General features: G+C 37.0%; 28 protein-coding genes. 4 read left to right on the top strand and 24 right to left on the bottom strand.

The features are described 5' to 3' along the window. Positions 1-148 precede the first annotated feature (148 nt). From DW114_RS08285 to DW114_RS08355, 15 genes are all read right to left on the bottom strand, one after another. Entirely contained in the window at positions 149-697 is a 549-nt protein-coding gene (locus DW114_RS08285; RefSeq protein WP_117453304.1) for a GNAT family N-acetyltransferase, read from the bottom strand. A 126-nt stretch (positions 698-823) separates the two neighbouring features. Then, entirely contained in the window at positions 824-1,681 is an 858-nt protein-coding gene (locus DW114_RS08290; protein WP_117453305.1) for a GNAT family N-acetyltransferase, read from the bottom strand. Positions 1,682-1,704: 23 nt separating this feature from the next. Next, complete coding sequence (locus DW114_RS08295; protein WP_117453306.1) at positions 1,705-2,061, bottom strand: nuclear transport factor 2 family protein; 357 nt, start codon at positions 2,059-2,061, stop codon at positions 1,705-1,707. Between the two features lie 75 nt (positions 2,062-2,136). After that, a complete protein-coding gene (locus tag DW114_RS08300) occupies positions 2,137-2,592 on the bottom strand; it encodes an XRE family transcriptional regulator (protein WP_117453307.1) in 456 nt (151 codons plus the stop codon). Positions 2,593-2,863: 271 nt separating this feature from the next. Then, on the bottom strand, positions 2,864-4,450 hold the full coding sequence (gene rlmD / locus DW114_RS08305; protein WP_117453308.1) for a 23S rRNA (uracil(1939)-C(5))-methyltransferase RlmD: 1,587 nt from the start codon (positions 4,448-4,450) through the stop codon (positions 2,864-2,866). A 57-nt stretch (positions 4,451-4,507) separates the two neighbouring features. Continuing rightward, the gene (locus DW114_RS08310) at positions 4,508-5,344 is read right to left on the bottom strand and encodes a YihY/virulence factor BrkB family protein (protein WP_117453309.1); all 837 of its coding nucleotides are present in this window, start codon (positions 5,342-5,344) and stop codon (positions 4,508-4,510) included. Positions 5,345-5,358: 14 nt separating this feature from the next. Next, positions 5,359-5,847 carry a DUF4358 domain-containing protein gene (locus DW114_RS08315; protein WP_117453310.1) on the bottom strand — a complete coding sequence of 163 codons (489 nt, stop codon included), beginning with the start codon at positions 5,845-5,847 and terminating at the stop codon, positions 5,359-5,361. A 74-nt stretch (positions 5,848-5,921) separates the two neighbouring features. Continuing rightward, entirely contained in the window at positions 5,922-6,311 is a 390-nt protein-coding gene (locus DW114_RS08320; RefSeq protein ID WP_117453311.1) for an Inorganic pyrophosphatase, read from the bottom strand. A 12-nt stretch (positions 6,312-6,323) separates the two neighbouring features. After that, entirely contained in the window at positions 6,324-7,346 is a 1,023-nt protein-coding gene (locus DW114_RS08325; protein WP_117453312.1) for an alpha-hydroxy-acid oxidizing protein, read from the bottom strand. 174 nt (positions 7,347-7,520) lie between these two features. Beyond that, complete coding sequence (locus DW114_RS08330) at positions 7,521-7,937, bottom strand: bacteriocin (RefSeq protein WP_117453313.1); 417 nt, start codon at positions 7,935-7,937, stop codon at positions 7,521-7,523. A 77-nt stretch (positions 7,938-8,014) separates the two neighbouring features. Further along, positions 8,015-10,537 carry a heavy metal translocating P-type ATPase gene (locus tag DW114_RS08335; RefSeq protein WP_117453314.1) on the bottom strand — a complete coding sequence of 841 codons (2,523 nt, stop codon included), beginning with the start codon at positions 10,535-10,537 and terminating at the stop codon, positions 8,015-8,017. Positions 10,538-10,568: 31 nt separating this feature from the next. Further along, entirely contained in the window at positions 10,569-11,183 is a 615-nt protein-coding gene (locus DW114_RS08340; protein WP_117453315.1) for a class I SAM-dependent methyltransferase, read from the bottom strand. 2 nt (positions 11,184-11,185) lie between these two features. Continuing rightward, positions 11,186-11,542, bottom strand: a complete 357-nt coding sequence (locus DW114_RS08345) for an ArsR/SmtB family transcription factor (protein WP_117453316.1) — start codon at positions 11,540-11,542, stop codon at positions 11,186-11,188. Between the two features lie 96 nt (positions 11,543-11,638). Beyond that, on the bottom strand, positions 11,639-12,787 hold the full coding sequence (locus DW114_RS08350) for a glycerate kinase (protein WP_117453317.1): 1,149 nt from the start codon (positions 12,785-12,787) through the stop codon (positions 11,639-11,641). Between the two features lies 1 nt (position 12,788). Next, the gene (locus DW114_RS08355) at positions 12,789-14,132 is read right to left on the bottom strand and encodes an alanine/glycine:cation symporter family protein (RefSeq protein ID WP_117453318.1); all 1,344 of its coding nucleotides are present in this window, start codon (positions 14,130-14,132) and stop codon (positions 12,789-12,791) included. 110 nt (positions 14,133-14,242) lie between these two features. Between DW114_RS08355 and DW114_RS08360 the strand changes: the two genes are divergently transcribed. From DW114_RS08360 to DW114_RS08370, 3 genes are all read left to right on the top strand, one after another. Next, on the top strand, positions 14,243-14,776 hold the full coding sequence (locus DW114_RS08360) for a DJ-1/PfpI family protein (protein WP_117453319.1): 534 nt from the start codon (positions 14,243-14,245) through the stop codon (positions 14,774-14,776). Between the two features lie 81 nt (positions 14,777-14,857). Then, on the top strand, positions 14,858-16,330 hold the full coding sequence (locus DW114_RS08365; RefSeq protein WP_158552218.1) for a GGDEF domain-containing protein: 1,473 nt from the start codon (positions 14,858-14,860) through the stop codon (positions 16,328-16,330). Between the two features lie 174 nt (positions 16,331-16,504). Further along, positions 16,505-17,449 carry a magnesium transporter CorA family protein gene (locus DW114_RS08370; RefSeq protein ID WP_117453321.1) on the top strand — a complete coding sequence of 315 codons (945 nt, stop codon included), beginning with the start codon at positions 16,505-16,507 and terminating at the stop codon, positions 17,447-17,449. 37 nt (positions 17,450-17,486) lie between these two features. Here DW114_RS08370 and DW114_RS08375 read toward each other — a convergent pair whose 3' ends face one another. After that, the gene (locus DW114_RS08375) at positions 17,487-18,116 is read right to left on the bottom strand and encodes a DUF308 domain-containing protein (protein ID WP_117453322.1); all 630 of its coding nucleotides are present in this window, start codon (positions 18,114-18,116) and stop codon (positions 17,487-17,489) included. A gap of 146 nt (positions 18,117-18,262) precedes the next feature. On the opposite strand from DW114_RS08375, the gene DW114_RS08380 reads away from it, so the two are divergent. Continuing rightward, on the top strand, positions 18,263-18,763 hold the full coding sequence (locus DW114_RS08380; protein ID WP_117453323.1) for a nitroreductase family protein: 501 nt from the start codon (positions 18,263-18,265) through the stop codon (positions 18,761-18,763). Positions 18,764-18,787: 24 nt separating this feature from the next. Here DW114_RS08380 and hisE read toward each other — a convergent pair whose 3' ends face one another. Genes hisE through hisD form a run of 8 tightly spaced genes read right to left on the bottom strand, consistent with a single transcriptional unit; the run spans position 18,788 to position 24,413 of the window. Further along, complete coding sequence (gene hisE, locus DW114_RS08385; RefSeq protein WP_117453324.1) at positions 18,788-19,111, bottom strand: phosphoribosyl-ATP diphosphatase; 324 nt, start codon at positions 19,109-19,111, stop codon at positions 18,788-18,790. Continuing rightward, positions 19,108-19,434: a phosphoribosyl-AMP cyclohydrolase gene (gene hisI, locus DW114_RS08390; protein ID WP_117453325.1), complete on the bottom strand. Its 327-nt coding sequence runs from the start codon at positions 19,432-19,434 to the stop codon at positions 19,108-19,110. Before hisI ends, hisE begins: the two co-directional genes overlap by 4 nt. Continuing rightward, positions 19,431-20,192 carry an imidazole glycerol phosphate synthase subunit HisF gene (gene hisF, locus DW114_RS08395; protein WP_117453326.1) on the bottom strand — a complete coding sequence of 254 codons (762 nt, stop codon included), beginning with the start codon at positions 20,190-20,192 and terminating at the stop codon, positions 19,431-19,433. The genes hisI and hisF overlap by 4 nt, the downstream gene beginning before the upstream one ends. A 3-nt stretch (positions 20,193-20,195) precedes the next feature. Beyond that, the gene (gene hisA / locus DW114_RS08400; protein WP_117453327.1) at positions 20,196-20,915 is read right to left on the bottom strand and encodes a 1-(5-phosphoribosyl)-5-[(5-phosphoribosylamino)methylideneamino]imidazole-4-carboxamide isomerase; all 720 of its coding nucleotides are present in this window, start codon (positions 20,913-20,915) and stop codon (positions 20,196-20,198) included. Beyond that, complete coding sequence (gene hisH / locus DW114_RS08405; protein ID WP_117453328.1) at positions 20,912-21,526, bottom strand: imidazole glycerol phosphate synthase subunit HisH; 615 nt, start codon at positions 21,524-21,526, stop codon at positions 20,912-20,914. Before hisH ends, hisA begins: the two co-directional genes overlap by 4 nt. After that, on the bottom strand, positions 21,523-22,104 hold the full coding sequence (gene hisB / locus DW114_RS08410; RefSeq protein ID WP_117453329.1) for an imidazoleglycerol-phosphate dehydratase HisB: 582 nt from the start codon (positions 22,102-22,104) through the stop codon (positions 21,523-21,525). The genes hisH and hisB overlap by 4 nt, the downstream gene beginning before the upstream one ends. Beyond that, complete coding sequence (hisC, locus tag DW114_RS08415) at positions 22,092-23,132, bottom strand: histidinol-phosphate transaminase (RefSeq protein WP_117453330.1); 1,041 nt, start codon at positions 23,130-23,132, stop codon at positions 22,092-22,094. Before hisC ends, hisB begins: the two co-directional genes overlap by 13 nt. Further along, positions 23,133-24,413, bottom strand: a complete 1,281-nt coding sequence (hisD, locus tag DW114_RS08420) for a histidinol dehydrogenase (protein ID WP_117453331.1) — start codon at positions 24,411-24,413, stop codon at positions 23,133-23,135. It abuts the gene before it with no gap.

The raw sequence follows: 24,413 nt of genomic DNA on the forward strand, positions 1-24,413 counted from the left end.
GGGAGAAATTGTATTCGCTTTTGAGATGTATGAATAAAGGCAAATAAATTTACCAGTCACAAAAAGAAAAAACCGCTGCCGCATGGTTTTGTTTCCATGTAGCAACGGTTACACCGATAAAATTCATTCACAATACAAAGCTTCACTTTCAAGCCAACTCCATTCTCATCAGGACAATTTCCTGCCAGCCTGTTTTTCGAGAACGAAAGCCCTTGGGATTTCTGCCATATTCACGAAATCCTATGCCTTCGTACAGGGAAATCGCTCTGCGATTTTCACTGACAACATTTAGCTCCAACTGCATATATCCGGCAGCTTTTGCACATTCTACACAGGCAACAGTTAAAGCATAACCGATTCCAATGCCCCAGAATCCTTTTTCAATACTGATTCCAAACTCCGCACGATGTTTGACCTTATCTTTTTTCCCGACAGCTTCAATACCAGCAGTTCCAACAATATGTCCACCGACAACAGCACAAATCTCAATTTCATTTGCGCTGCGTTCCTTCTCCAGCAAAAAATATCGTTCTTCCTCGGTGTCAAACAAATTCTCATCCGGATATGTACATAAAAAGTCTGTCTGTGCATGGGTCAGATTGAAAATCTTATGTATTTCTTCAGCATCTGTTCCAACTGCATTTCGGAGCAAACATTCCTTATTGTTTTTCAAAAAAACCGTTTTTGTGTACTGCACCAGATATATACCTCCACATTTCAGGGAACAAAGTAATAGCTTTTTTACAGGCTTCCATGCCCTTTTTCAAATTTTCAGGCAAAGCAACACCTGGCATCAGCTGTAAGAGAGCTATCTTCAATGTGTTTATAGCTTCTTCTCCATTTCATACTGCTTCACAAACATCCTAAATCCTGATTGTTTTAGAAAGGCATTCAAAGATTCATCTCTTTCATCTATGTTAATCATTTTTACTTTAGGGCTGCTGGTTTGTCCATGCAAACACCACATAATTTCTGTGGCGACACCCTGCCTGCGATATTCATGCTTTACCGCTAACTGAACGATATCCCCGTTCGATTTGTTTATGATTCCATAGCCTATTAGATTTCCAGATACTTCAGCAAGAACATAGGCAAACAAGTCAGCTATGGCACGCACAGAATCAATGGAATTTTGCCAGGATGGAGAACAATTCCAAAAGCTTTTCGCAAGTTCCCACTGTTCAGCCGTAAGTGCTTGCGGATGAATCATTTGCCACTGCTTTCGTTTGCCTAATTTTCTTTCGTTTCTTTCCGCTATATAGCAATTCAAAGTACGTATAACCTGAAAGCCTTGCCTTTTATACAGAGACACTGCGGCGGTATTTTCCTGTATTGCCTCCAACTGATACCGCCCGATCCCCTTATCCTGACATATGGTTTGTACAATATTCAGCATTTCCTTTGTAATCCCTCTTTTTCGGAAAGCGGGAATCACTCCGGTTCCAAGGTCATAGATTGTTTTTACCCCATCCCAGCAGCGCACACCATTTAAGACGAAACCTACCAGCTCTTCCTGCTCAAAAGCACCAACTGATACATCGGGCATATAACCATTTCTTTTGAGGTTCGTCTCAAAGGCTTCATACGGCATATCAACAGTCACCTGATAATCAGAAAACACCTTTGTGAATGTTTGATACAAACAGAATGTATCTGTCTTTTCTAATGTTTGATACTCCATGCTATAGTCACCATTCCCTGCATCTATTCAATAGGCAAGTTGTGCTGCTTCAAAAAGGACAGCTTATCCCAATATCCTCTCTGAAACAGGATTTTACCATTTACAACATGGAAGAAGCCGCATCCCCGCAGTCCCAGAGGATCCTTCCATTCTAAAATCGCCCACTGTCCATCTTCAAAGATATTCTCTACAATGGCGGTCATATCGGCAGTGGCAAATTCTGCTGTAAACATCTCACGAATTGCTTCTATCCCAATCACGGGATCATTGGTCACCTGATGGTTGGTTGCGTTATCATGGTATAAGCTCACGATTGCATCTACATCGTGATTATTGAAAGCGTCTACCCATTTACATACAACTTCTTTTGGTCGTAACATTTGTTTTCCTCCTGCAAATTCATATTCATAACTGGCTTCATTCTATCCGGTTTCGATATAAAAACCGATATTCCGTCATTTGTCATTTCTTCTCAATGTAATAATTGCATGGCATATCAAGCCAAATACAAGAGAAAAACAGCCGCCGCCAAACAGGGATGCTCCCCACCCTGTACCCGACATTGTCATAAAACCGCCAACAAAGAAAATACCAATGCCAAGAAATATACCGACAGCATAAAAAAGCCCAATTGCCATATCGTATTTACTAAATTCTCGTTTTTCCTTTTTTTCATACGTTTCCATTTTCGTTATTACCTCCTTTGCAAAATCGTCCATGTGAACGCCAAAAAGAAAGCAAATTTTTTGTAGCGTATTCAAATCGGGTTCATTAATATCTCGCTCCCAATTTGATAGTGCCTGCCGGGTAACATTCAATTCCCCTGCCAGTTCTTCCTGTGTCATTCCTGCCTGTGTTCGCAGATGACGTATTTGCTTTCCTGTTGTAATATCCGTCTGTTCCTGGTTCAAAATAGTTCCTCCTCTCTGAGGCTGATTTTATCAATGATATTTCGCAAAAGCAAGCAATGAACACTTGCATTGCGCAAGATGTACATTATCTTTATGAAACATATGCCGATAATGAATAAGCGGTGCTTCTGACTTCTAAACTGAAGCACCGCCATATTCGTTACGGATAAATAATTTTTTCAGTACGAGCATTTTCCATGCCCGCACAGGTGGCTTGCATTATCTCTGGCAATCAATCCAAAGATTTATATTCTGTTATAGTTTGCCCTCCTTAGATCATGCCGAAATGCTTGAGTGCTTCCGTGATTGCCTTTTCCTTGTCGGGCGGGCATTGGGGCTGCCTTGCATCCTCGGACTTCGGTTTATTGTAGTTTTCTCGCTCGATGATGCCGCACTTCTGCTTTACCTGAGCGATATACAAGCTACTGACCTTGAGTCCGCTATGCTCCAGCACATATTCCTTGATTTCTTCATAGGTAGCTTTACTTTCCGCAGAGGTCAAGTCCAACTCGTCCATCTTAACCTCAACCTCGATATGTTGCTTCGTATTAAGTTTGGATAATAAACATACCGTCTCAACCAAAGGTGTATGTGGGAACATATCATATGGTTGAATATTTTTTACGATATAACGTGATTGCAAAGCTGCCAGATTCTTTCCAAGTGTTGCTGGATTACATGATACATAAACAATATTTTTGATTTTACTTCTTAAAATACATTCCAGCATGGCATCATCCAGACCACTTCTTGGTGGATCAACAACCAAAACATCAATACTTCGTTTCTTAGATATGTAAGTCAGCTTATCCGCAGCATCTGCGCACACAAAGGAAACATGCTCACAACCATTTGCTTTTGCGTTTTTATTGGCATTTACTACAGCATCTTTGATACTTTCAATTCCAATAATTTCTTTTGCTTTATCTTTTAAATACAATGAAATCGCACCAACACCACTATACGCTTCTACAATTAGATCGTTGCCATCTTTGATCTGAGCCGCAATTCCACGATATAACTGCATGGCTTGTTTTGTATTCAATTGGAAAAAGCTTCTTGGAGATAATTCTAACTTTAAGCCATCAAAAGTCAGTGGCAAATAACGTTCTCCTGCAAGGAATATCATTTGATTGCCAAATACTTCCGGCGTTTTCTTTGTTGTATGAATACTTTGCCATAAACTATACATACCTTTGATTTTCATCAACGCATCAATTGCCTCTTGTGATAACTCATCATCTCCAGTGACGATCGTACATTGATATTTACCATCAAACCCTCTTGCAATCAGATTGCGGATACCGGATTTTTTATGATAATCATAAGCTGGCATTTCATATTCATTTAAAACACGCATGACATCTTTTCTGAAATGCTCCAAGCCTTCATTGTGGACCACACAACGATTGATTCCAAAAAAATAGTTAGAATTTGGCAAGAACATTCCACTGGCAAGTACACCTTCCTCTATGGCACAAGGCATTTTAAATTGATTACGATATTCAAAAACATCTTCACTAGGTATTACCTTCTGAATTAAGCGAGGATTTACCTGCGCATATTTAATTAAAGACTGTTTTAATAATTCATACTTATATTCCAATTGTTTTGGATATTTTACATCCATTAATGGACATCCGCCACAGCGGTCCTGTACAAAGCATTTTGGCTTCACACGATCTTTGCTTTTCTTTAAGATACGATTGACTTTACCTTTTGCATAGCGTTTATTCTTTTCGATTACCTGTATATCAACTTCCTCATCAATCAGGGCACCTGGTACAAATACCGGCAACCGGTCAATATAACCAATTCCCTCCCCGTTGATTCCAATTTTCTTTATTGTTACTTTCATAGCTTTCAACCTCTAACTTTCCTATTTATCATACCATAATACCTGTTCAATAAGATACTATTTCTTTTTCTTAATGACTCTTTTTTCAACCATTTCTGTGATTCTTGTACATAAAGCAAAGAATTTATCATATTTCAAAGGCAGGCGATACTCTTTGCCATAATCCTCTTCAAATACAATGTTCAGACAATAGCCAAAGTATATGATACAGGAAATTAGATAAATCGCAAGCAATAATGTCACAAGACTTGCGAGTGGCCCATATACGTCCTGATAACTTGTAAAATGATTAATGATTGTGATAAACAAGGAAGCCAGACATAAGATCATCAATGTTGTAAATATTGCCCCTAGTATGCCAAAAGACCAGTTTCTTTTGCGAAAGCTCAATGCCCGATACATCATTGTAAATAGTAGCAGCATCAATCCAGATGATACTAGTGGAAGATATTCCTTTAAAAATGTACCTACCGTTACACATCCTACCAGCATAGCCAGAAATAATATAAATAAAATAATTGATTTAATACGTATTGCCCATTTGGGTACATCTACTTCTTCATGGGATGCACTGATTAACAAAAATGAAAATACAATTCTGCTGGCAAGGTAAAAGGATACACATAATGTGATAATAAAACTGACCAGATTATATTGCCGTTCCAAAAAGAACTGTATAATCGTTGTGATAGTTTCTTCACTGGATGCATAAGGCTGAAAGCTCATTATAAAATTAATAATGATATCGATAGGCAATAAGTTATATTTAAATAACATGACAATGATAATCAGAGAAGGTGCCAGTGCCAATAAAAAAGAAAAGGATAAAGAATATTTAAATAAGCTTCCTTCAAAGGAAGTAAATTCTTTATATAAATCCATAAACCGTTGCATAATAACACCCTTTTCTATTTCATGTTCTGAATATAGTTTACCACTTTTTGTGCATCACTACCAACAATTACATAATAATATTCACCAATTCTCCCTTCTTTTACCTCAGATAATACAGCATCTGCTTCCAAAATTAAATTTATCCACTTTGATTTTAGTTGTGCGATATGTTTTTCCACAGCCTGTTTCATCATAGAATCTTCTTTTTCTTCCACATGAAAAAAAGCAATTTCTCCCATTTGCGCAGGAATTAAGGAGCTGTGTACTTCACATTCTTTGATATTGATCATATCCATCTCATAAAGTTTGGATACTTCATTTAAGCTTATCGCTTCTTTATTTAATAAAGGAAACTGCCAATCTCCATTGATACTTTTCTGATTGATCTTATCTGATAATTTAGACAGCTGCATGGTTCCATCTTCAAATTTTCCCACACCATGACTACAGCCGCATAAACAAAAAAAGCATAGAAACAGCAGGATATATTTCTTCATCTTCATCATCTTGCCTCCATGCTTTACTATATGAATTTCACAGTGTATCTATTACATATAAAAAGCGTAATTTCTTACGCCTAATCGTTTGATGCCCATTCAGGTACTTCATCCCCACGTCTAACAAGAATTGCTTTCTGGAATTCTGTCTGATTTAGGAATTCTAATATTTCATATGTTTCTTCTTCGTTACATCCAACCAATAATTTGATTTCACAATCTTTTTTCAAGATATCCGCACTGACTGCCACAGCCTGTACCAGATTATTTTTTTCTGAACCTTTGAATACATCAATTGGAGATTGTCCATTGGATGCGGTATCACTTAGATATCCATAGTCCACAGGGTACTTCAAATTAGAGTATTTATAATGAGAACTGTTCTTTGGCTGATCAACCACCAGTTTCCCTGCTAAATACAATGTGTCCAGCTTCTGCCAGAAAAATGCGTTATTTTCAAATGCCTTCATAAATATCCTCCTTTACCATTTTACTGTAATATGTTCTTTATTAATTTCTTCTATGCGTTTACATCCAGCCATCGCCATGGCTTCTTTTAGTTCAAGCTGTATTTTATCTAAATAGATTTTGACGCCCTGCGCACCATCGCCAATGACTGCGTGAGAAATGCTTCGCCCAATCAGCACACCATCCGCTCCAAACGCCAATGCTTTAAAAACATCATTTCCACTTCGGATACCGCCATCCACAAACACTTTCATACGTCCATCAACAGCTTTTACAATATCCTCTAATACTTCAATACCACTTAAACAGTTATCCAGAACACGTCCGCCATGATTGCTGACAATGATACCGTCAACACCGGCTTCCAGTGCTTTCATTGCACCTTTCACACTCATAATACCCTTTAAAATGAACGGAACATGACTCATCTGTTTTAATTCTTTTAAATCTTCAACGGTTTTAAATCCTACCGGAGTTACACTTTTTCTAAGGTTGGTTAGTCCGCTGGCATCAATATCACTGGCAATAGCCAGTGCATTCACCTCAGCCGCAAGATCCATACGCCATTTCATATGTTCTTTTGCCCAAGGTTTAATTGTAGGAACACCATATCCCTGCTGTTTCTTTAATATTTCCAAAGGTCCCTTGAACATATCATCATACATACCATCACCTGTAAAAGCAATTGTACCAGCATCAATACATCCTTTTACCAGTTCTTCTGTATATACCAGATCATCCATATCCGCACCATAATTTTGTCTGATGCCAGAGATAGGTGCTGCATACACCGGCATAGATACCTGATGCCCAAAGAAATCTGCATGGGTATCTACTTCTTCATTACTTGTGATCGTATCCATTGTGATAAACACTTTTGATAACATTTCTACATTACGGACAAATGCGCTGCCACTGCCTTTTCCACCAGGTCCAGGTGTTTCACCCCGACAGGCCAGTCCATTACATGTTGGACAACAACGACAGATATTACACTTTTCGCGCGCATGGGCGTAAACTTCATCCCAGGTTTTCATATATGCACCACTTTCTAAACAACTTTTTTATATATACGCTTTTATATTATACTGTTTATGAAAAAAATTATCAACACTTTTAATTTATTTTCATATTTTTTCATTGAAACAACTACCAAAACAACGTTAAAAGCAGGGGAACATTGTAAAAATGTTTCCCTACTTATTGTTATCTTATGAAGATTTTGGCAAATTGTTTACCCAATCCCAGAAATATTCCGGATGATTTTCTTGATAGCCTAATAAATCATCCTTTACCTCGCCTTTTTCAATATAGAAAACATGCGGTGTCAAATCAGCATCTTCAAATCGTTCCCTTAAACGATCTTTATCTTTTTGTGTAGCTTCTTCACTGCTTTCATCTAATTGCACCGTATATAATACTACATCTTGTTTTTTTAAGGTATCCTCCAGCATTTCTTTTAACGCTTTACAATGTATACAGGATTCTTTTGAAATCAGCAATAGGAATGTATCTTTATGATCCATTTTTTCAAACACATGATCTATACTGGCATATTCTATTTTTCCTTTGCCTGTACACCCGCACATCATCAGGATACACAGCAATCCAAGAAATATTTTTTTCACACAATCACCATGATAATGAAACAGTTACATTCTGTTACATCAATCCTTTCCGTGATATTATAACGGGTTTCTTCATATTATTCAACCTTTAATGCACGCATGGAATTTAAAACCGCCAACAGCGTCACACCAACGTCTGCGAATACACCCATCCACATATTGCTTAATCCAAAAATCGTTAGAATCAGGATACCAATTTTAATTACCAAAGAGAAAACAATATTCTGCCACAGGATACCCATTGTTTTTCTTGCGATGCGCATAGCAATACTTAATGCAGCAGGATCATCCTTCATCAACACAACATCCGCAGCTTCAATAGCGGCATCACTTCCAATGCCTCCCATGGCAACACCAATATCTGCACGGGCCAATACAGGAGCATCATTAATGCCATCTCCTACGAATGCTAATTTTTTACCATCGGCTTCTTTTTTCAACAGCATTTCAACTTTTTCTACTTTATCAGCTGGCAATAACTGCATGTGTACTTCATCTAAAGCAAGCGTTTTTGCGACAGCTTCGCCTACCTCCTGACGATCTCCACTTAACATGACACATTTTTTTACACCACTCGCTTTTAATGTCTGGATAGCGGCTTTGCTTGTTTCTTTGATTTCATCGCTAATGAGTACATAACCTGCATATTGATGATCATATGCTACATAGATAATTGTACCAATTGCTTTTACCTGTTCATATGCAATATGATTCGCATCCATTAGTTTATGATTTCCCGCAAGTAGTTCTTTTCCTTCATATAATACACGTACACCATTACCGGCAACTTCTTCATAATCACTTAATTTATCTGAATCAATATCTTTGGCATACGCTTTACGAATAGAAGAAGCGATTGGATGATTAGAATAATATTCTGCATATGCTGCATATTCCATTAATTGATTCGTTTCCTTGCCACTTGGAACACATTCACTTACTCCAAATACCCCTTTTGTAAGGGTTCCGGTTTTATCAAATACAACAGTATCCACATCTTTTAATGCTTCTAAATAGTTTCCACCTTTGATCAAAACTCCCTTTTTACTCGCAGCACCAATACCCGCAAACATTCCCAATGGTACAGAAATCACAAGGGCACAAGGACATGAAACAACTAAGAACGTCAATGCACGATATAGCCATTGATTAAAATCTGCGCCCTCCACAAATATTACAGGTAGAAGCACAACAAGTATCGCAAGTCCAACAACCGTTGGTGTATATACTTTCGCAAATTTTGTGATAAATTTTTCCATAGGCGCTTTTTTACTGCTTGCATTTTCTACCAGTTCTAATATTCTTGATACTGTGGATTCTCCATATTCTTTTGTGACACGTATGGTGATCACACCATTTAAATTCACAACACCAGCCAAAACTTCATCTTCAGGCACCACTTCTCTTGGCATGGATTCTCCAGTTAATGCGGAGGTATCTAATGAACTAGAGCCATTTATGATCACACCATCTAATGGCAGTCTTTCTCCTGGTTTTACCAGTATGATATCATCAACTTTTATATCTTGTGGATCTACTCTTTTTTCCACACCATTTACCAACAGATTGGCATAATCTGCACGAATATTCATCAAAGAAGAAATAGATTTTCTTGAACGATTAACAGCGTAAGATTGAAACATTTCACCGATTTCATAGAAAATCATAACCGCAACAGCTTCTTCATTTGCGCCTACACAAAATGCCCCTATTGTCGCAACACTCATTAAAAAGTTTTCATCAAAGACTTCTCCACGCATAATGTTGCGTAGTGCTGTATATACAACTTTTCCACCCGCAATGATATAACTTGCGAAAAACAACCAGAAAGACCAGTCTTGTTTCTCAAAGATAATTGCGATGATAAACAAGATGATCCCCAAATATAGTCGATAGTTGTCTTTGAAAGAAAACATGGATGCTTTCTTTTCTTCCTGTTTATCAAAACTAACTACTACACCATCTTCTAATGTAGGCACTACTTTTTGAATTTTTTCAAATGTATCCATTTTTTTTGATGGATCTTCAACTTCCACAAATAATACTCCTGTGGAAAAATTCAGACTGGCATCATGAACATTATCCATTTTCTGTACATATGCTTCCACCTTTGCAGCACAACTTGCACAATCTAATCCATTGATATACAGCTTGTCTGCACCTGCAATCACACGTTCCTCATGTGCAGCATGTTCATGTCCACAGCTACAGCCTTCCTCATGATGATGCTCGTGAGTATGCTCATGTCCACAGCCACATTCTTCTTCATGGTGATGCTTGTGAGTATGTTCATGTCCACAGCCACAGCCTTCTTCATGATGATGCTCATGGGTATATTCATGTCCACAGCCTTCTTCATGGTGATGTGCATGATGTTCCTTTTTACCTTTGGTAATATCCTTCACAACAACATCTGGTTCTAAATCATGGATACAATGAATGATTTCCTCCATCATACCTTCTTCATGTTCTATGAACATTTTCTTAGACACGAAATCTACGCTTACCTCATGTACTCCCTTTAATTTACCAACTTTTTTCTCAATCTTCATCGCACAATTTGCGCAATCAAGATTTTCCAATAAATAAACCTTTTCCATATACTTTCCTCCATATCCATTCAAGTATATTTTAGATCCCACCAAGATCATTTCTTTCCATATAGACACTCACCATTGTTTTGTGGCGGTGTTCTATCTTTTTTATCACTTTAAAACCATTGGCATGTATTGCCTGTATTACAGTTTCTTTTTTGTATAACCTAAAGCCATGCGATGAATATGGCATAACGCTTAGAAAGGATTGATCATAGAAGGACAAGATTGCCTTTCCTTCTTTCTTTAAACAGCGATGTAGCTCTTTTAATCCCGCATCCAAACTTTCCCAAAAGTAAATCGTGTTAATGGAATATATTACATCAAAGGATTGCTCCTCATATGGCAAATGTTCCATTATGCCTTTCTTTATAAACATTGTATGATTGAGCGCTTTTTGATTTTTGTTTATCACCTGCTTGATCATACGCTCACTTATTTCCAAGCCATATACGATATGTCCCTTATCCATCACACGCTTCATAACATATCCATTGCCAAAGCCAACATCAAGTATCTTTTGTTTATCATCTTTAATCAGCTTTATGACATCCTTGTACATTTGATAATTCATAAGATTCATCATTTTCGCAGCACAGCTTCCACCAAATCCTTCAGGTTTTGCGAACTGTTGAGCAATTGTTTTCCACATATTTATTCCATAATATGTGCAAGACCAGCATCAAATATCAATTGGATATGTTCATCATCCAGTGAATAATAAATATTCTTTCCACTTCTTCGATATTTTATGATTCGATTCTGACGCAGCACACTTAATTGATGTGATACCGCTGATTGTGTCATATCTAATAATGTGGAAATATCACATACACACATTTCTTCTTTGAATAATAGACTTAATATTTTTAAACGGGTTGGATCTGCGTACATCTTAAACAACACTGATAAATCATTAAATTCCTCCTGTGTCAGCATTTCATCTTTGACGCGATTGACCACATCTTCATGTACATGTGGTTCACTACATACTGGTATCTTTTTATCCATATCGTTGTCCTCACTTTAACATATGAACATCTGTTCATATGTATTATAATTCAAGAAACCAAATTTGTAAATAGAAAACAAAAAAAGTATCTGCTTTTACACAGATACCTGATGATTAGAAAAATATAAGATGGTTTTCATAATCGAATATGTTGCGGCTGTCAGTTTTTCCGGCGCATTTTCTAATGCCTGTTGAAATGTCATGGCACGATCACTGATACTGTAAATCCCCACAAAACCTAAATCAAATAACTCCATATATCCAATACCTAATGCACCACTTATACAAATAGTAGGTTTTTGATAACGGTTTGCGATATTTAATATTCCTACTGGTACTTTTCCAAACATTGTTTGTTTATCACTTTGTCCTTCTCCTGTAATCACAAGATCACAATCTTTTACCATTTCCTCCATATCACTATAAGATGTCAATAATTCAATACCCGGTATCATCTTTGCGCCTAAAATACCAATCAAAACAGCGCCGATACCACCTGCTGCTCCACCGCCTTCAAATTCATTGATATCAATTTGTGTATATCGTTTGATTTGATTACGGAAGTTTTCCATACCAGCATCTACTTTTTTTAACTGATTTGGGAAAAAGCCTTTTTGTTTACCAAACACAAAGGTAGCACCTTCTTCTCCCAACAAATGGTTTTTCACATCACATGCGGCAATTAATTCTATCCCTTGTAAATAATTCATACGGTGAAAATCAATATAACGTACCTTATCCAGGTTGATTGCCTGTGGGGACAGATATTTATGTTCACTATCATAAAAACGACATCCCAGACTTTGTAGAAGTCCCATGCCTCCATCATTTGTAGCACTGCCGCCTAATCCTATAATAATTTTTTTACAGCCTTTTTCCACAGCATCTAATATGACTGTTCCTACGCCAAAGCTGCTTCCAAAAAATGGCATACGTTTTTCTCTTTCATGCATATTTAATCCTATAATATTTGCGACCTCTATGACTGCGGTATTTCCATTTTCAATAACTGTATATTCCGTCTGAATTTTTCTACCATATGCATCGCTTGCGCCAACCTTTTGTTTTACACCCTGACATGTCTGATGAAATGCTTCTACGGTTCCTTCTCCGCCATCTGCGATGACATAGGATATCGTTTCAACATCTCCTTTTACCATATGAATTCCTTCTTCGATATGATCTGCGACCTCTCGTGAACTCATACAGCCTTTATATGAGTCACAGGCTATTACTACCTTCATTCTAATCACTCCTAATTTCTTTTAGATACTCTTTCGTTAATTTTACCACAGTTTCTGTTAAAAATAAAAGAGAAATCAGATTTGGTATTGCCATACACCCATTCAGGGTATCCGCAATCTCCCATACATTCGATAACTGCATACAGCATCCCTGTACCAAAAGAATTAAAAATATCCCATTATATATGTGTATAACCCACTTAGAGGTAAATAAATAGCGAATACATTCACTGGCATAATAATACCATCCTAGAATGGAGGGTATCGCAAATGCGATGATAGAAAACGCAAAGATGATACCACCAGCTTTTCCAAAGCCTTGTTCAAAACAGGCAATTGTTAAAGCAGCCCCATCCATTCCATCACTCAACAACCCACTACTTAACACGACAAGAGCTGTTAATACACATACGACCATAGTATCAAAAAACACTTCAAAGATTCCCCAAAAGCCCTGTTCCACGGCATTAGCATCATCAACACTGGCATGTGAAATTGGTGAACTTCCCATACCTGCCTCATTACTGAATACACCTCGTGATATTCCATAATGAATGGCACGACTTGTTAGAAAACCTCCAATTCCACCACTCACACTAGATAGATCAAATGCATCTTTTAAAACAATTTCAAATACATGTCCCAATTGGTCCGCATGTAAAATAATGAGATAGATACATGCGCCTAGATATAAGACACTGACAAAAGGCACAATGATTTCATTAAATTTCATAATCCCTTTGGATTTTCCTATTAAAATCATGCCAATGCCCAAAGCCAGTATCATGCCAATTATCAAAGGTGGTACATGAATATAGGTCTGAATCGTTGCAGCAATGGTATTGGCAGGTGTTACATTACCGATACCAAAGGATGCAAAGATACATAATAACGCAAAGATTACTCCCAACACTTTACTATGCATCCCATTTTCCAATGTTGTCATAGGGCCGCCAAGATAACCTTCATCGCTATGATTACGATAATGTATCGCCAATACGACTTCCCCATATTTACTCATCATACCAAAAAAAGCACTTACACACATCCAAAGAATTGCCCCTGGACCACCCAGTGTGATTGCGGTCGTTACGCCAATGACACTGCCAACACCAAGTGTACCGGCAAGTGCTGTCGATACCGCCTGAAAAGGTGTGATTCCTTTCTTTTCATCCTTATGAAATAAAGAACCTATCGTCTTTTTCATAATCAAAATTCCATGACGAAGAGGTAAAAAACCTGTCCGTATAAAAAGCCAGAAACCACAAAACAATAATAAGAAAATCATATATTTTCCCCAAACAAGATGATTCAATGCGGTATTTAATCGCATAAGTTTATCCATTTCTCCACGCTCCCTGCATGCTACTATTCTATTCATCATATATATAAAATAATGAGTGATAAAAAGAAAAGTGATATAATATCGTTGTATGAAACAAGGAGGAGCATATTATGAAGGTATTATGTGTATTAACAGATGGTTTTGAAGAATTAGAAGCAGTTGGTACGATTGCTTTATTAAGACGTGCAGGTATTACTATTGATGTTTATGCGTTAGATGCAAAACAGGCAACCGGCCGTTTCCAAATCAACATGGGTGAAATCAAAGATATTGTAGAAGCGAATGTTGAAGATTATGGCATGTTGTTTTTACCAGGAGGGCCTCATTATCAGAAGTTAGAAGCTGATGCACGAGTGATGGCTATAATTGATCATTTCGCAAGTCAAAATAAATTCATTGCGGCAATTTGCGCTGCACCTACCATTTTAGGTCGTCATGGTCTATTAAAAGGAAAACGCTATACCTGCTTTACCAGTATGAATGAAGACTTTGGCGGTACGTATGTGGATGAATATACGGTTACTGATCACAATATCATCACAGGAAGAAGTGCTGCGGCAGTCATTGATTTCGCATTTGCGATCATTGAAAAAATTAATGGTCCACAGGCTGCGCAAAAGGTAAAAGAATCTATTTATTATTAAAATTTCTTCTGATTGACAAAATTCGACAAATTATTTTGTATTCACTGGCTATACTTTGTACATACAGGGAGTGTTATGCATATGGAAATCAAAGAACTTCACGTCTGTATCAAACGTATTATAGATGTATCTTTGGATATCGAAAAAGAAAAGCAAAAAGCATCTTCTGATTTAAAAACAGCACTGGAGCATGAGGATGTTATACAACAGGCATATGCGTATCAACGTTTATTCGCCTGTAGTATTATCAAAAAAGATACTGTAGATGCAAGATACTACAAAGCATATGCCACGCAATACGCCATTCATCTTGACGAGCCTGCCCTATTGCTGATCAATCATCAATTGTGCGGGCTTTTCTATTTGGATGAAGAAGAAGCACTGGAGTATGATTGTAAAGCGCTCATGATAGCGAAAAAGCTGCAGGATGTGGAAAGTGAAGCACGTATTTTATATGATATAGCAACCATATTTGATAAGCGAAAAGATTGTAAAGCCAAAGATTTTTATGAACGCTCTATGCAGTTGATGGATAAAAACGAACGAATTTATCCCTTGTTAATGGCACATCTTTTTACACTTTATACCAAAAGTGATCCCCTTTTTGCGATACAGTTTTATGATGAACATTGCAGTTTTCCACAATTCTCATCTTTTATTCATGCGTATTTGGATATCCTTTATTTATATGCTTGTAGAAATAAGCTTCCCTTTATGCAGTTAGAATCATTTCTGAAGAAGCCGATGTGTGATGCTTCCACATATTGGATGTTAGAAGAACTATATCAGGTTGCTTTGCAAATCAAAGATCAAAAACATGCCAAACAGATTTTGATGCTGTTATGTGAAAATGGCGAACATGATCAAATCCAGCAGCTGTTAAAGATTCAGGATTATGTCATATCTTATTCTGAAACATTTCCCTGTGCCTATGATCAAAGCATGTTGTATCAGGATTACGTACACCTTTCAAGAAAGCTCATGATAAAAAAAGATGCACAGATTTCCCATCGATATGAAGAAAAACTTCAATACTATGAACTACTGGCACAAAATCAGATATTGAAACAACAGGCAAGCTATGATGAAGTCACTAAACTGCGCAACCGTCAGCGGTTTCAGATTGATATCGAAGAAATGATGCAGCTTGAAAGTATACAATCCATTGGTATTGCCATGTGCGATATTGATAATTTCAAAGAATATAATGATACCTATGGACATTTGTTTGGCGATCAAATCATACGGAAAATGGCGGATATTTTACAATCCTTCGCAGATGATAATATTACAATCTATCGCTTTGGTGGAGATGAATTTTTATGTATGTTCGTCAATAAAAGCAAAGATGATATCAGCTGTTATCTTACAGAAATATTTATCGCATTAGAAAAGCTGCCGCAAAAGCTTCATATTTCTGCTGGTTATACGTGTTTAAGTATAGAATGTATACAATCCTTAAAAGAAATGATTCATCATGCGGATACCGCTTTATATCAGGCAAAAAACTGTGGAAAAAATCAATTTATGGAATATGTGGAACAGGAAGCATGAATTTGCTTCCTTTCTTGTAAATTTATCTTTATTTTTAAATCTTTCTCATGATATAATAAATGAGCGAAAAAAGGATGGTGAAGTTTATGTCTCCAGAGCCGGAAAGTCCATATCATCAATGTAATAGAGAAAATACAGGAGGCATAAATGTACTCCTGTTATAAGGAGGGCACCATGTTAGAATACTACAAAACATTTGAGAATGGCACAAGAAAAATCGACCAGCCGGAAACAGGATGCTGGATCAGCGCAATTTCTCCTACACAGGAAGAAATCGAATTTTTAACAAATCAGATTGGTGTATTGCCAGAGTTTATCAAAGCGAGTCTGGATGAGGAAGAAAGCTCTCATATTGACCATGATGAAGATGAAGGACAAACACTTGTCATTGTCGACTACCCTAGTGCAGAAGATGATGAAAATATGGATGAGAATACATTACTTTATACGACCCTGCCACTTGGTGTTGTCATCATGAAGGGATATATTGTTACAATTTGCCTTCACGAAAACTTCAATATTGAAGATATGGCAAGTGGAAGAATTAAAGGTATGCATACAGATATGAAAACACGCTTTTTATTCTTATTGCTGTTACGTATCTCACAGCGTTTCCTGATGTATCTGAAACAGATTGATCGTGTATCCTCACGAACAGAAATGCGTTTACATCAATCTATGAAAAATAAAGAGTTGATTCAGATGTTAGGATTAGAGAAGTCATTGGTATATTTCTCCACATCCTTAAAGACAGATGAAGTTACTTTAAACAAGATCATGCGTGGCAAACAAATCAAGTTATATGAAGATGATCAGGATATTTTAGAAGATGTTATGATTGAAATTCATCAGGCAATTGAAATGTGTAACATTTATAGTAATATCCTATCTGGAACAATGGATGCTTATGCATCTGTTATTAGTAACAATTTAAATATTGTTATGAAGGTATTGACAGTTATCACCATTGTAATGTCTATTCCAAATATTATCTTCAGTTTCTATGGTATGAATGTTAGTGGACTTCCTATCCCTGAATGGTGGTTTCCTACACTAGTGGCTGTCATTGCCTGTATCATCGCAACTATTATATTCAAACGAAAAGATATGTTCCATTAAAAAAATGTATGCGCGACTATCACGCATACATTTTCTTTTACTCTTCTTCTGTTGGAACGATAACATCCATTTCTTCGATCTTATCATGCTTTTTTTCTTCCCCAAAATCCAGCATGCTTTCTCCTCTTGTACCATATTTACGAACGATGCGTTTATAATACAAGATCGTATAGAAGTTGGCGATAGCATCCAGAATCAATAAGAAACTAAACAGATTGTGCAGGGTATTTTCATCAAAAGGCACAAGGATAATCACCATGCCAATGATTAAAGGCACAATGGCGGCACCAATATTGATTTTCCACTGACTTTCCTGCAGACGAAATAAATTCATGGAGTATTGTAAACGAAGAGTGGAATCTAATACAACAAGTCCACTTAATACAAGTGGATAATTGTCCACAATGACTTCTGGCTTAAAGGTGACAATCAATCCTGCCATACAGTATAAAATACCTGTCGCAAAGCTGAATTCATTTGGTTTTAAGTATTCTTTCTTAAAGAAATATACTAGAATCTGAAACAGGCCAATTAATATAATGACGATTCCAGCAATTTTAAAGAAATTTAGAAATTCAACCTTCTCAATTGTATAAGATAGTATGCCAAAGATGATGTAGAATACTGACAAAACCAGCAGTTTCCAGTTTTCTATTTTTATATTCATATGTAAGTCCTCCTGTTTATCTTTTTTTATCATATCATATTTTGTGCCATTTTTCTGTGTTTATAGAAAAGAAGTTTTATTTTTCCTATTCATATCCAATACGCTTTTTTCCTGTTCGTGTTATACTTAGAAAAGAGGTGAGCAAAATGTTGAAAGAATTATATGAACGTCAAAGTATTCGTAAGTATTTAGACAAACCGGTCGAGGAAGAAAAAATCATGGAGTTGTTACGTGCTGCCATGAATGCACCAACAGCCAGAAACACCCAAAGCTGGCGATTCATGGTGATTGAAAACCGGGAGGCTTTAGATCATATGCAAACATTATCCCCCTATACTGGAATGATGAAAACTGCACCATGTGCCATCATGGTATTAGGTGATAAACGAGATATTGAACCAGAAGAGTATCTATATGTTAATGCTGCGGCAGCCATTGAAAACATGTTGATTGAAGCTGTACATCAGGGACTTGGCACATGCTGGTGTGCTATTGGTCCAAGAACTGAGCGTATAGAAAACTTTAGAAACTATTTCCATATAGAGGATCATTTGATTCCTATTGGTGTTGTGGCTGTTGGTTATGGTGATGAAGTAAAGCCAAAAGTTGATCGTTTTGATCCTGAAAAGATATCGTATTATAAATAAGGAAACGCACATGCGTTTCCTTTTCTATAAATGTTCGATTGGTTTTCTTTCTGCTTTCAGATTATGTGTTTTTTGAGAACGTTTTTCCAGTTCTGCATTTACATCATCTAATGTGATGCCTTTTTCTACCATCAACACGATTAAATGATACATCAAATCTCCGATTTCACCTACAAGCTCTTCTTTACTTTGTGATAAGGAGGCAATGACAACCTCTGTACACTCTTCTCCCACTTTTTTTAATATTTTATCTAAACCTTTATTGAAAAGATAAGAAGTATAGCTTCCTTCTTCTCCATTGGCTTTACGATCAATTACCGTTTCATATAATACATCTAATTCTTTCATTTTTCTTCTCCTTCTATATTGCGATAAAAACAACTGTAGTGTCCTGTATGGCAGGCTGCACCAACTTGTTCCACCAGTAATAAAATGGTATCTTCATCACAATCGATACGAATATCTTTTACATACTGATAGTGTCCACTTGTTTCTCCCTTGACCCAAAGTGCCTGGCGGCTTCTGCTGTAATAGGTCGCTACTTTTGTTTCTATGGTTTTATTCAGACTTTCTTCATTCATATAGGCAAGCATCAATACTTCTTTTGTATGAACATCCTGCACTACTACTGGCAACAAGCCATTCCCTTTTTCAAAATCAAGCTTTATCATATACGTACAGGAATTCCTTTCTTTTTCAAATATTCCTTAACTTGTGGAATTGTAACTTCTCCATAATGAAACATACTAGCAGCGAGTGCCGCATCACATGCTTCTTCTTCAAAGGCTTTCGCAAAGTGTTCCAGTGCACCACAACCGCCACTGGCAATGACTGGTACATCAACGATTTCACGCACTGCCTTGCATAAAGGTATATCAAAGCCTTGTTTCGTACCATCAGCGTCCATGCTTGTTAATAGGATTTCACCAGCACCAAGTGATACGGCCTGTTTTACCCATTCCAACAAATCCATGCCTGTATCTATACGACCACCATTGATCACGACATTCCAGCCACTTTGATCTTGTCGCATTCTTCCATCAACCGCTAAGACAATACACTGATTGCCAAACATGGCAGCACCTTCTTTGATTAAATCAGGATTTTTTACAGCTGCACTGTTTAAGCTGACTTTATCTGCGCCAGCACGAAGCATTTTACGGATATCATCAACACTGCGAATGCCTCCACCTACGGTAAAAGGAATAAAAATCTCTCTGGCGACTCTTTCAACCACTTGTTCCATGGTATCCCGCTGTTCATTTGTTGCGGTGATATCCAGAAACACAAGCTCATCAGCCCCTTGTTCATAATAGGTTCTGGCTAATTCTACAGGATCGCCAACTTCTTTTAAACCAACAAAGTTAATGCCTTTGACCACACGTCCATCTTTTACATCCAGACATGGAATGATTCTTTTTGTGTGCATATCTTAGTCCTCCTTACATAAAGCAATTGCTTCTGGAAGAGATAAGGTTTTCGCATACATTGCTTTACCGGTGATTGCTCCATAAATATCCAGATCTTTTAAAGCCTTAATATGGGTGATATCCTTGATACCACCACTGGCAACTATCTGCATGGAAACATTTTTCTTTAATTCTGCCAGCATCTCAACATTAGGTCCCATCATCGTTCCATCTTTACTAATATCTGTCACGATAATTGTTTTCACTCCCATAGCTTCCATTTTCTTCGCAAAATCGATATATTGCCATTTACTTTCTGAAAGCCATCCATGACCACATACAAAGCCATCTTTACAATCAATACCTACTGCGATTTTTTCTTTATACTTGTCGAGCGCAGCTTTTATAAATGTTTCATCTTCTAATGCAGCTGTCCCTAGAATCACACGGGATACGCCTTTACTAAGATAAAAATCCACATCTTCCATAGAACGGATGCCACCACCGACTTCCACAGGAATATGAATGGTAGAGGCAACTTCAATAATCGCTTGCGCATTACATTTTTTGCCATCCTTGGCACCATTTAAATCTACCATATGAAGATAACTGGCACCTTCTTTTTCAAACACTTTCGCAATTTCTAAAATACTTTCTCCAACGGTTTCACTTTGTCCATAATCTCCCTGATATAAACGTACAGGTGCATTATTCAATATATCAATTGCCGGTAATATGATCATACAAATTCCTCCTTAAAATACCTTAGAATTGCCAAACCATCCTCGCCACTTTTCTCAGGATGAAATTGTGCTCCTAAAATATTATCATGTCGTAACAGTCCTGGAATTTTCAAATCTCCATAACAGGAATATCCCACTAAATCACTTTCTTCATAACCTTGTGCATAATAAGAATGTACATAGTAAACAAATGGCTGTGATGACAGTTGATCAAATAAGGCGAAATCCTGGTTTTTTTCTAATAAGTTCCATCCAATATGAGGGATTTTCACATTAGGCTCCACCATTTTCACGATTTTACCTTTCAGAAATCCTAATCCTTTTGTAGGTGTTCCTTCTTCACTTTCTTCAAACAACGCCTGCATGCCTAGGCAAATACCCAGCAATGGCTTCTTGTTTACCAGTACCTCTTCACGAAGAACTTCCAATAAACCACTTTCTTCCAGATTTTTCATACAATCCGGAAATGCGCCAACACCTGGCAGAATCAATTTATCTGCCTGTTTTAAATCTTTGGGATCTTTCGTAATTTTACATGCACAGTCTATTTTTTTCAACGCATTTTCTACACTGTGCAAATTTCCCATATCATAATCAATAATAGCGATCATTCTAACTTCCCCTTTGTACTTGGAAGTGCGTCACCTTCCACTTTAACAGCTGCCTTTAAGGCTCTGCCTAAAGCTTTAAAAATGGCTTCTATTTTGTGATGATCATTCACTCCATAATACACATTGACATGCAATGTAATTCCTGCCGCAAATGCAAATGCACGCAAGAATTCTTCTACCATTTCACATGAGAAATTGCCAATTTGATCACGTTTTAATTCACAATGATATACCAGATAAGGACGACCACTGATATCTAAAGTAACATTGCATAATGTTTCATCCATTGGCAGCATCATGTTTCCATAACGGGCTATGCCACGTTTATCCTGCAAAGCTTCCTTCACACATGTGCCAAGCAAAATACCACAATCTTCTACTGTATGATGATCACATACATTCAAATCACCATTTGCCTTTAATTTTACATCAATACCTGAATGAAAGGAAAACAATGTCAGCATATGATCAAAAAAGCCAACACCTGTATGGATATCATTTGTGCCATCCCCATCCAAATTTACATAACAGGAAATCTGTGTTTCTTTGGTATCCCGTTGTTTATTTACACTTCGCATACATGTTCCTCCTTATCAAACTGCAGTAAAACATCCATGACTAATTTATTTTGTTCTTTACTGCCTATCGTGATTCTAAAACTATCACTGCCTTTATAATTTCTTATTACGATCTGTTTTTCTTCAAATGCCTGAAGCAATTTATCTTTACACGCACATCTGCCATATAGATAATTTGCCTGAGATGGATAAAAACGCACTGTCTTTAAATCCTTTAATTTCTGAAACATCTTTTCACGCTGTTCAATTGTATCACGCACGATGGGCTGATATTCTTTCGCATGACGTAAAACAATGACGCCGATTTTTTGTGTAAATGAAGAAATATTATAAGGCACAACATAAGGCTTTAATTCCTGAATATTCTTTACATTACTGATTAAAAAGCCTAATCTGGCACCCGCAAGTCCATAAGCTTTTGACAAGGTTCTTGTGACATATAAGTTTTCATACTGATCCACACACTGTAACATGCTTTCACTCGCAAATTCTCCATATGCTTCATCAATAATGACAGGAATATCAGGGAATGCATACAGGATTTTATCAATGACTTTACGATTAATCGCATGCCCTGTAGGATTATTGGGATTAGAAAACAGAATCATATTTACACTTTTTTCTTTTCCATCCTGAATAAACTTATCCACATCAAATGCGCCATCTTCAAAACAGGTATATTTCACAACATCTGCTTCATGCATACTCGCATAATAATCATACATGGAGAAATCTGGATCAAGGGTATATAAACGTTTTCCTTTCCCAAGGAAATACCCAATCAAAAGACCAAGCATTTCATCACTGCCATTCCCTGCCAGAATTTTATTGCTTTGTATATTCATTACATTGCCATATGCCTGAATCAGTTCTTTGTTTTCCATATCCGGATAACGATTGAAGGCGATATCAGAAAGTGCTTCTTTGACTTCTTCAATGATTTCATCACTTGCGTTTTTATATAATTCATTTGCATTTAACAGAATTCCTTCTTGTTTTTGTGCTTCATAGGACTGTATTTCTTTCATTTACTTCAACCTCACTTTTACCGCATTGGCATGTGCCTGTAAATCTTCCTGTTCTCCCATTTCCACAATGTAAGAACCATATGCGTCCACTGCTTCTTTTGTATAATGCAGGAAACTTGATTTTTTAATAAAACTATCTACTGATAACGCACTAGAGAAACGTGCTGTGCCACTTGTTGGCAATACATGATTGGTACCGCCAAAATAATCTCCAATACTTTCACATGTATAATATCCCATAAACACACTGCCTGCATGTCTTACCAGACCTAAATATGCCATAGGATCTTCTACCATCAATTCTAAATGCTCTGGTGCGATTTGATTAGCGATGTTAACACATTCTTCAATACTGTCACATACAATTGCTTTCCCATAATGCTTCATACTTTCTTCCACAATGGCTTTCTTTGGCAATACATCTGTTTGTTTTCTTAACTCTTCATTAACCGCATCCAATAAGGAAACAGAAGTTGTCAATAAGATTGCGCTGGCCATTGGATCATGTTCTGCCTGAGATAATAAATCACTTGCGACATAAGCAGGATTAGCATTTTCATCTGCGACAACTAGAATTTCACTTGGTCCGGCAATCATATCAATATCTACTTTTCCAAACACCAATTTTTTGGCAGCTGCCACAAAAATGTTTCCTGGTCCCACAATTTTATCCACCGGTGGCAGAGTTTGGGTACCATAAGCCAATGCCCCAATTCCCTGTGCACCACCTACTTTATAAATCTCATCAATACCCGCAAGTTTTGCGGCATATGCAATATTAGGGTGTAAAGAGCCTTCTTTACTTGGCGGTGTAATCATTACAATACGTTTTACTCCGGCTACTTTTGCTGGAATCGCATTCATTAAAACACTGCTTGGATATTGCGCACGACCACCTGGTACATAAATACCAACACTGTCTAATGGAAGTACACGCTGTCCTAAATAAATACCTTTTTCCTTCTGTAGCAAATATCCATTCTGTTTCTGCGCATTGTGGAAAAATTCAATATTTTTCTTTGCCTTCTGCATGCTTTCCATAAAAAACGGATCACAATGTGATGCTGCCTCATCTATTTCTGCTTCACTTACACAATAGTTTTCTAATCGGATTCCATCAAATTTTTCTGTATATGCAATAACCGCTTCATCTTTTCGCTTTCTAACATCTTCTAATATTTTTGATACAGTCACAATGATATCACTGCTTATTTCCTCATTACGGCTTTCCAGATATGCTTTTAATTCTTCACTGTTTTCCTTTTTGATTTCACTTAACAT

Origin of the sequence: Absiella sp. AM09-50 (genome assembly GCF_003433845.1) — a bacterium.
In the GTDB taxonomy this organism is placed as follows: domain Bacteria; phylum Bacillota_I; class Bacilli_A; order Erysipelotrichales; family Erysipelotrichaceae; genus Hoskinsella; species Hoskinsella hominis.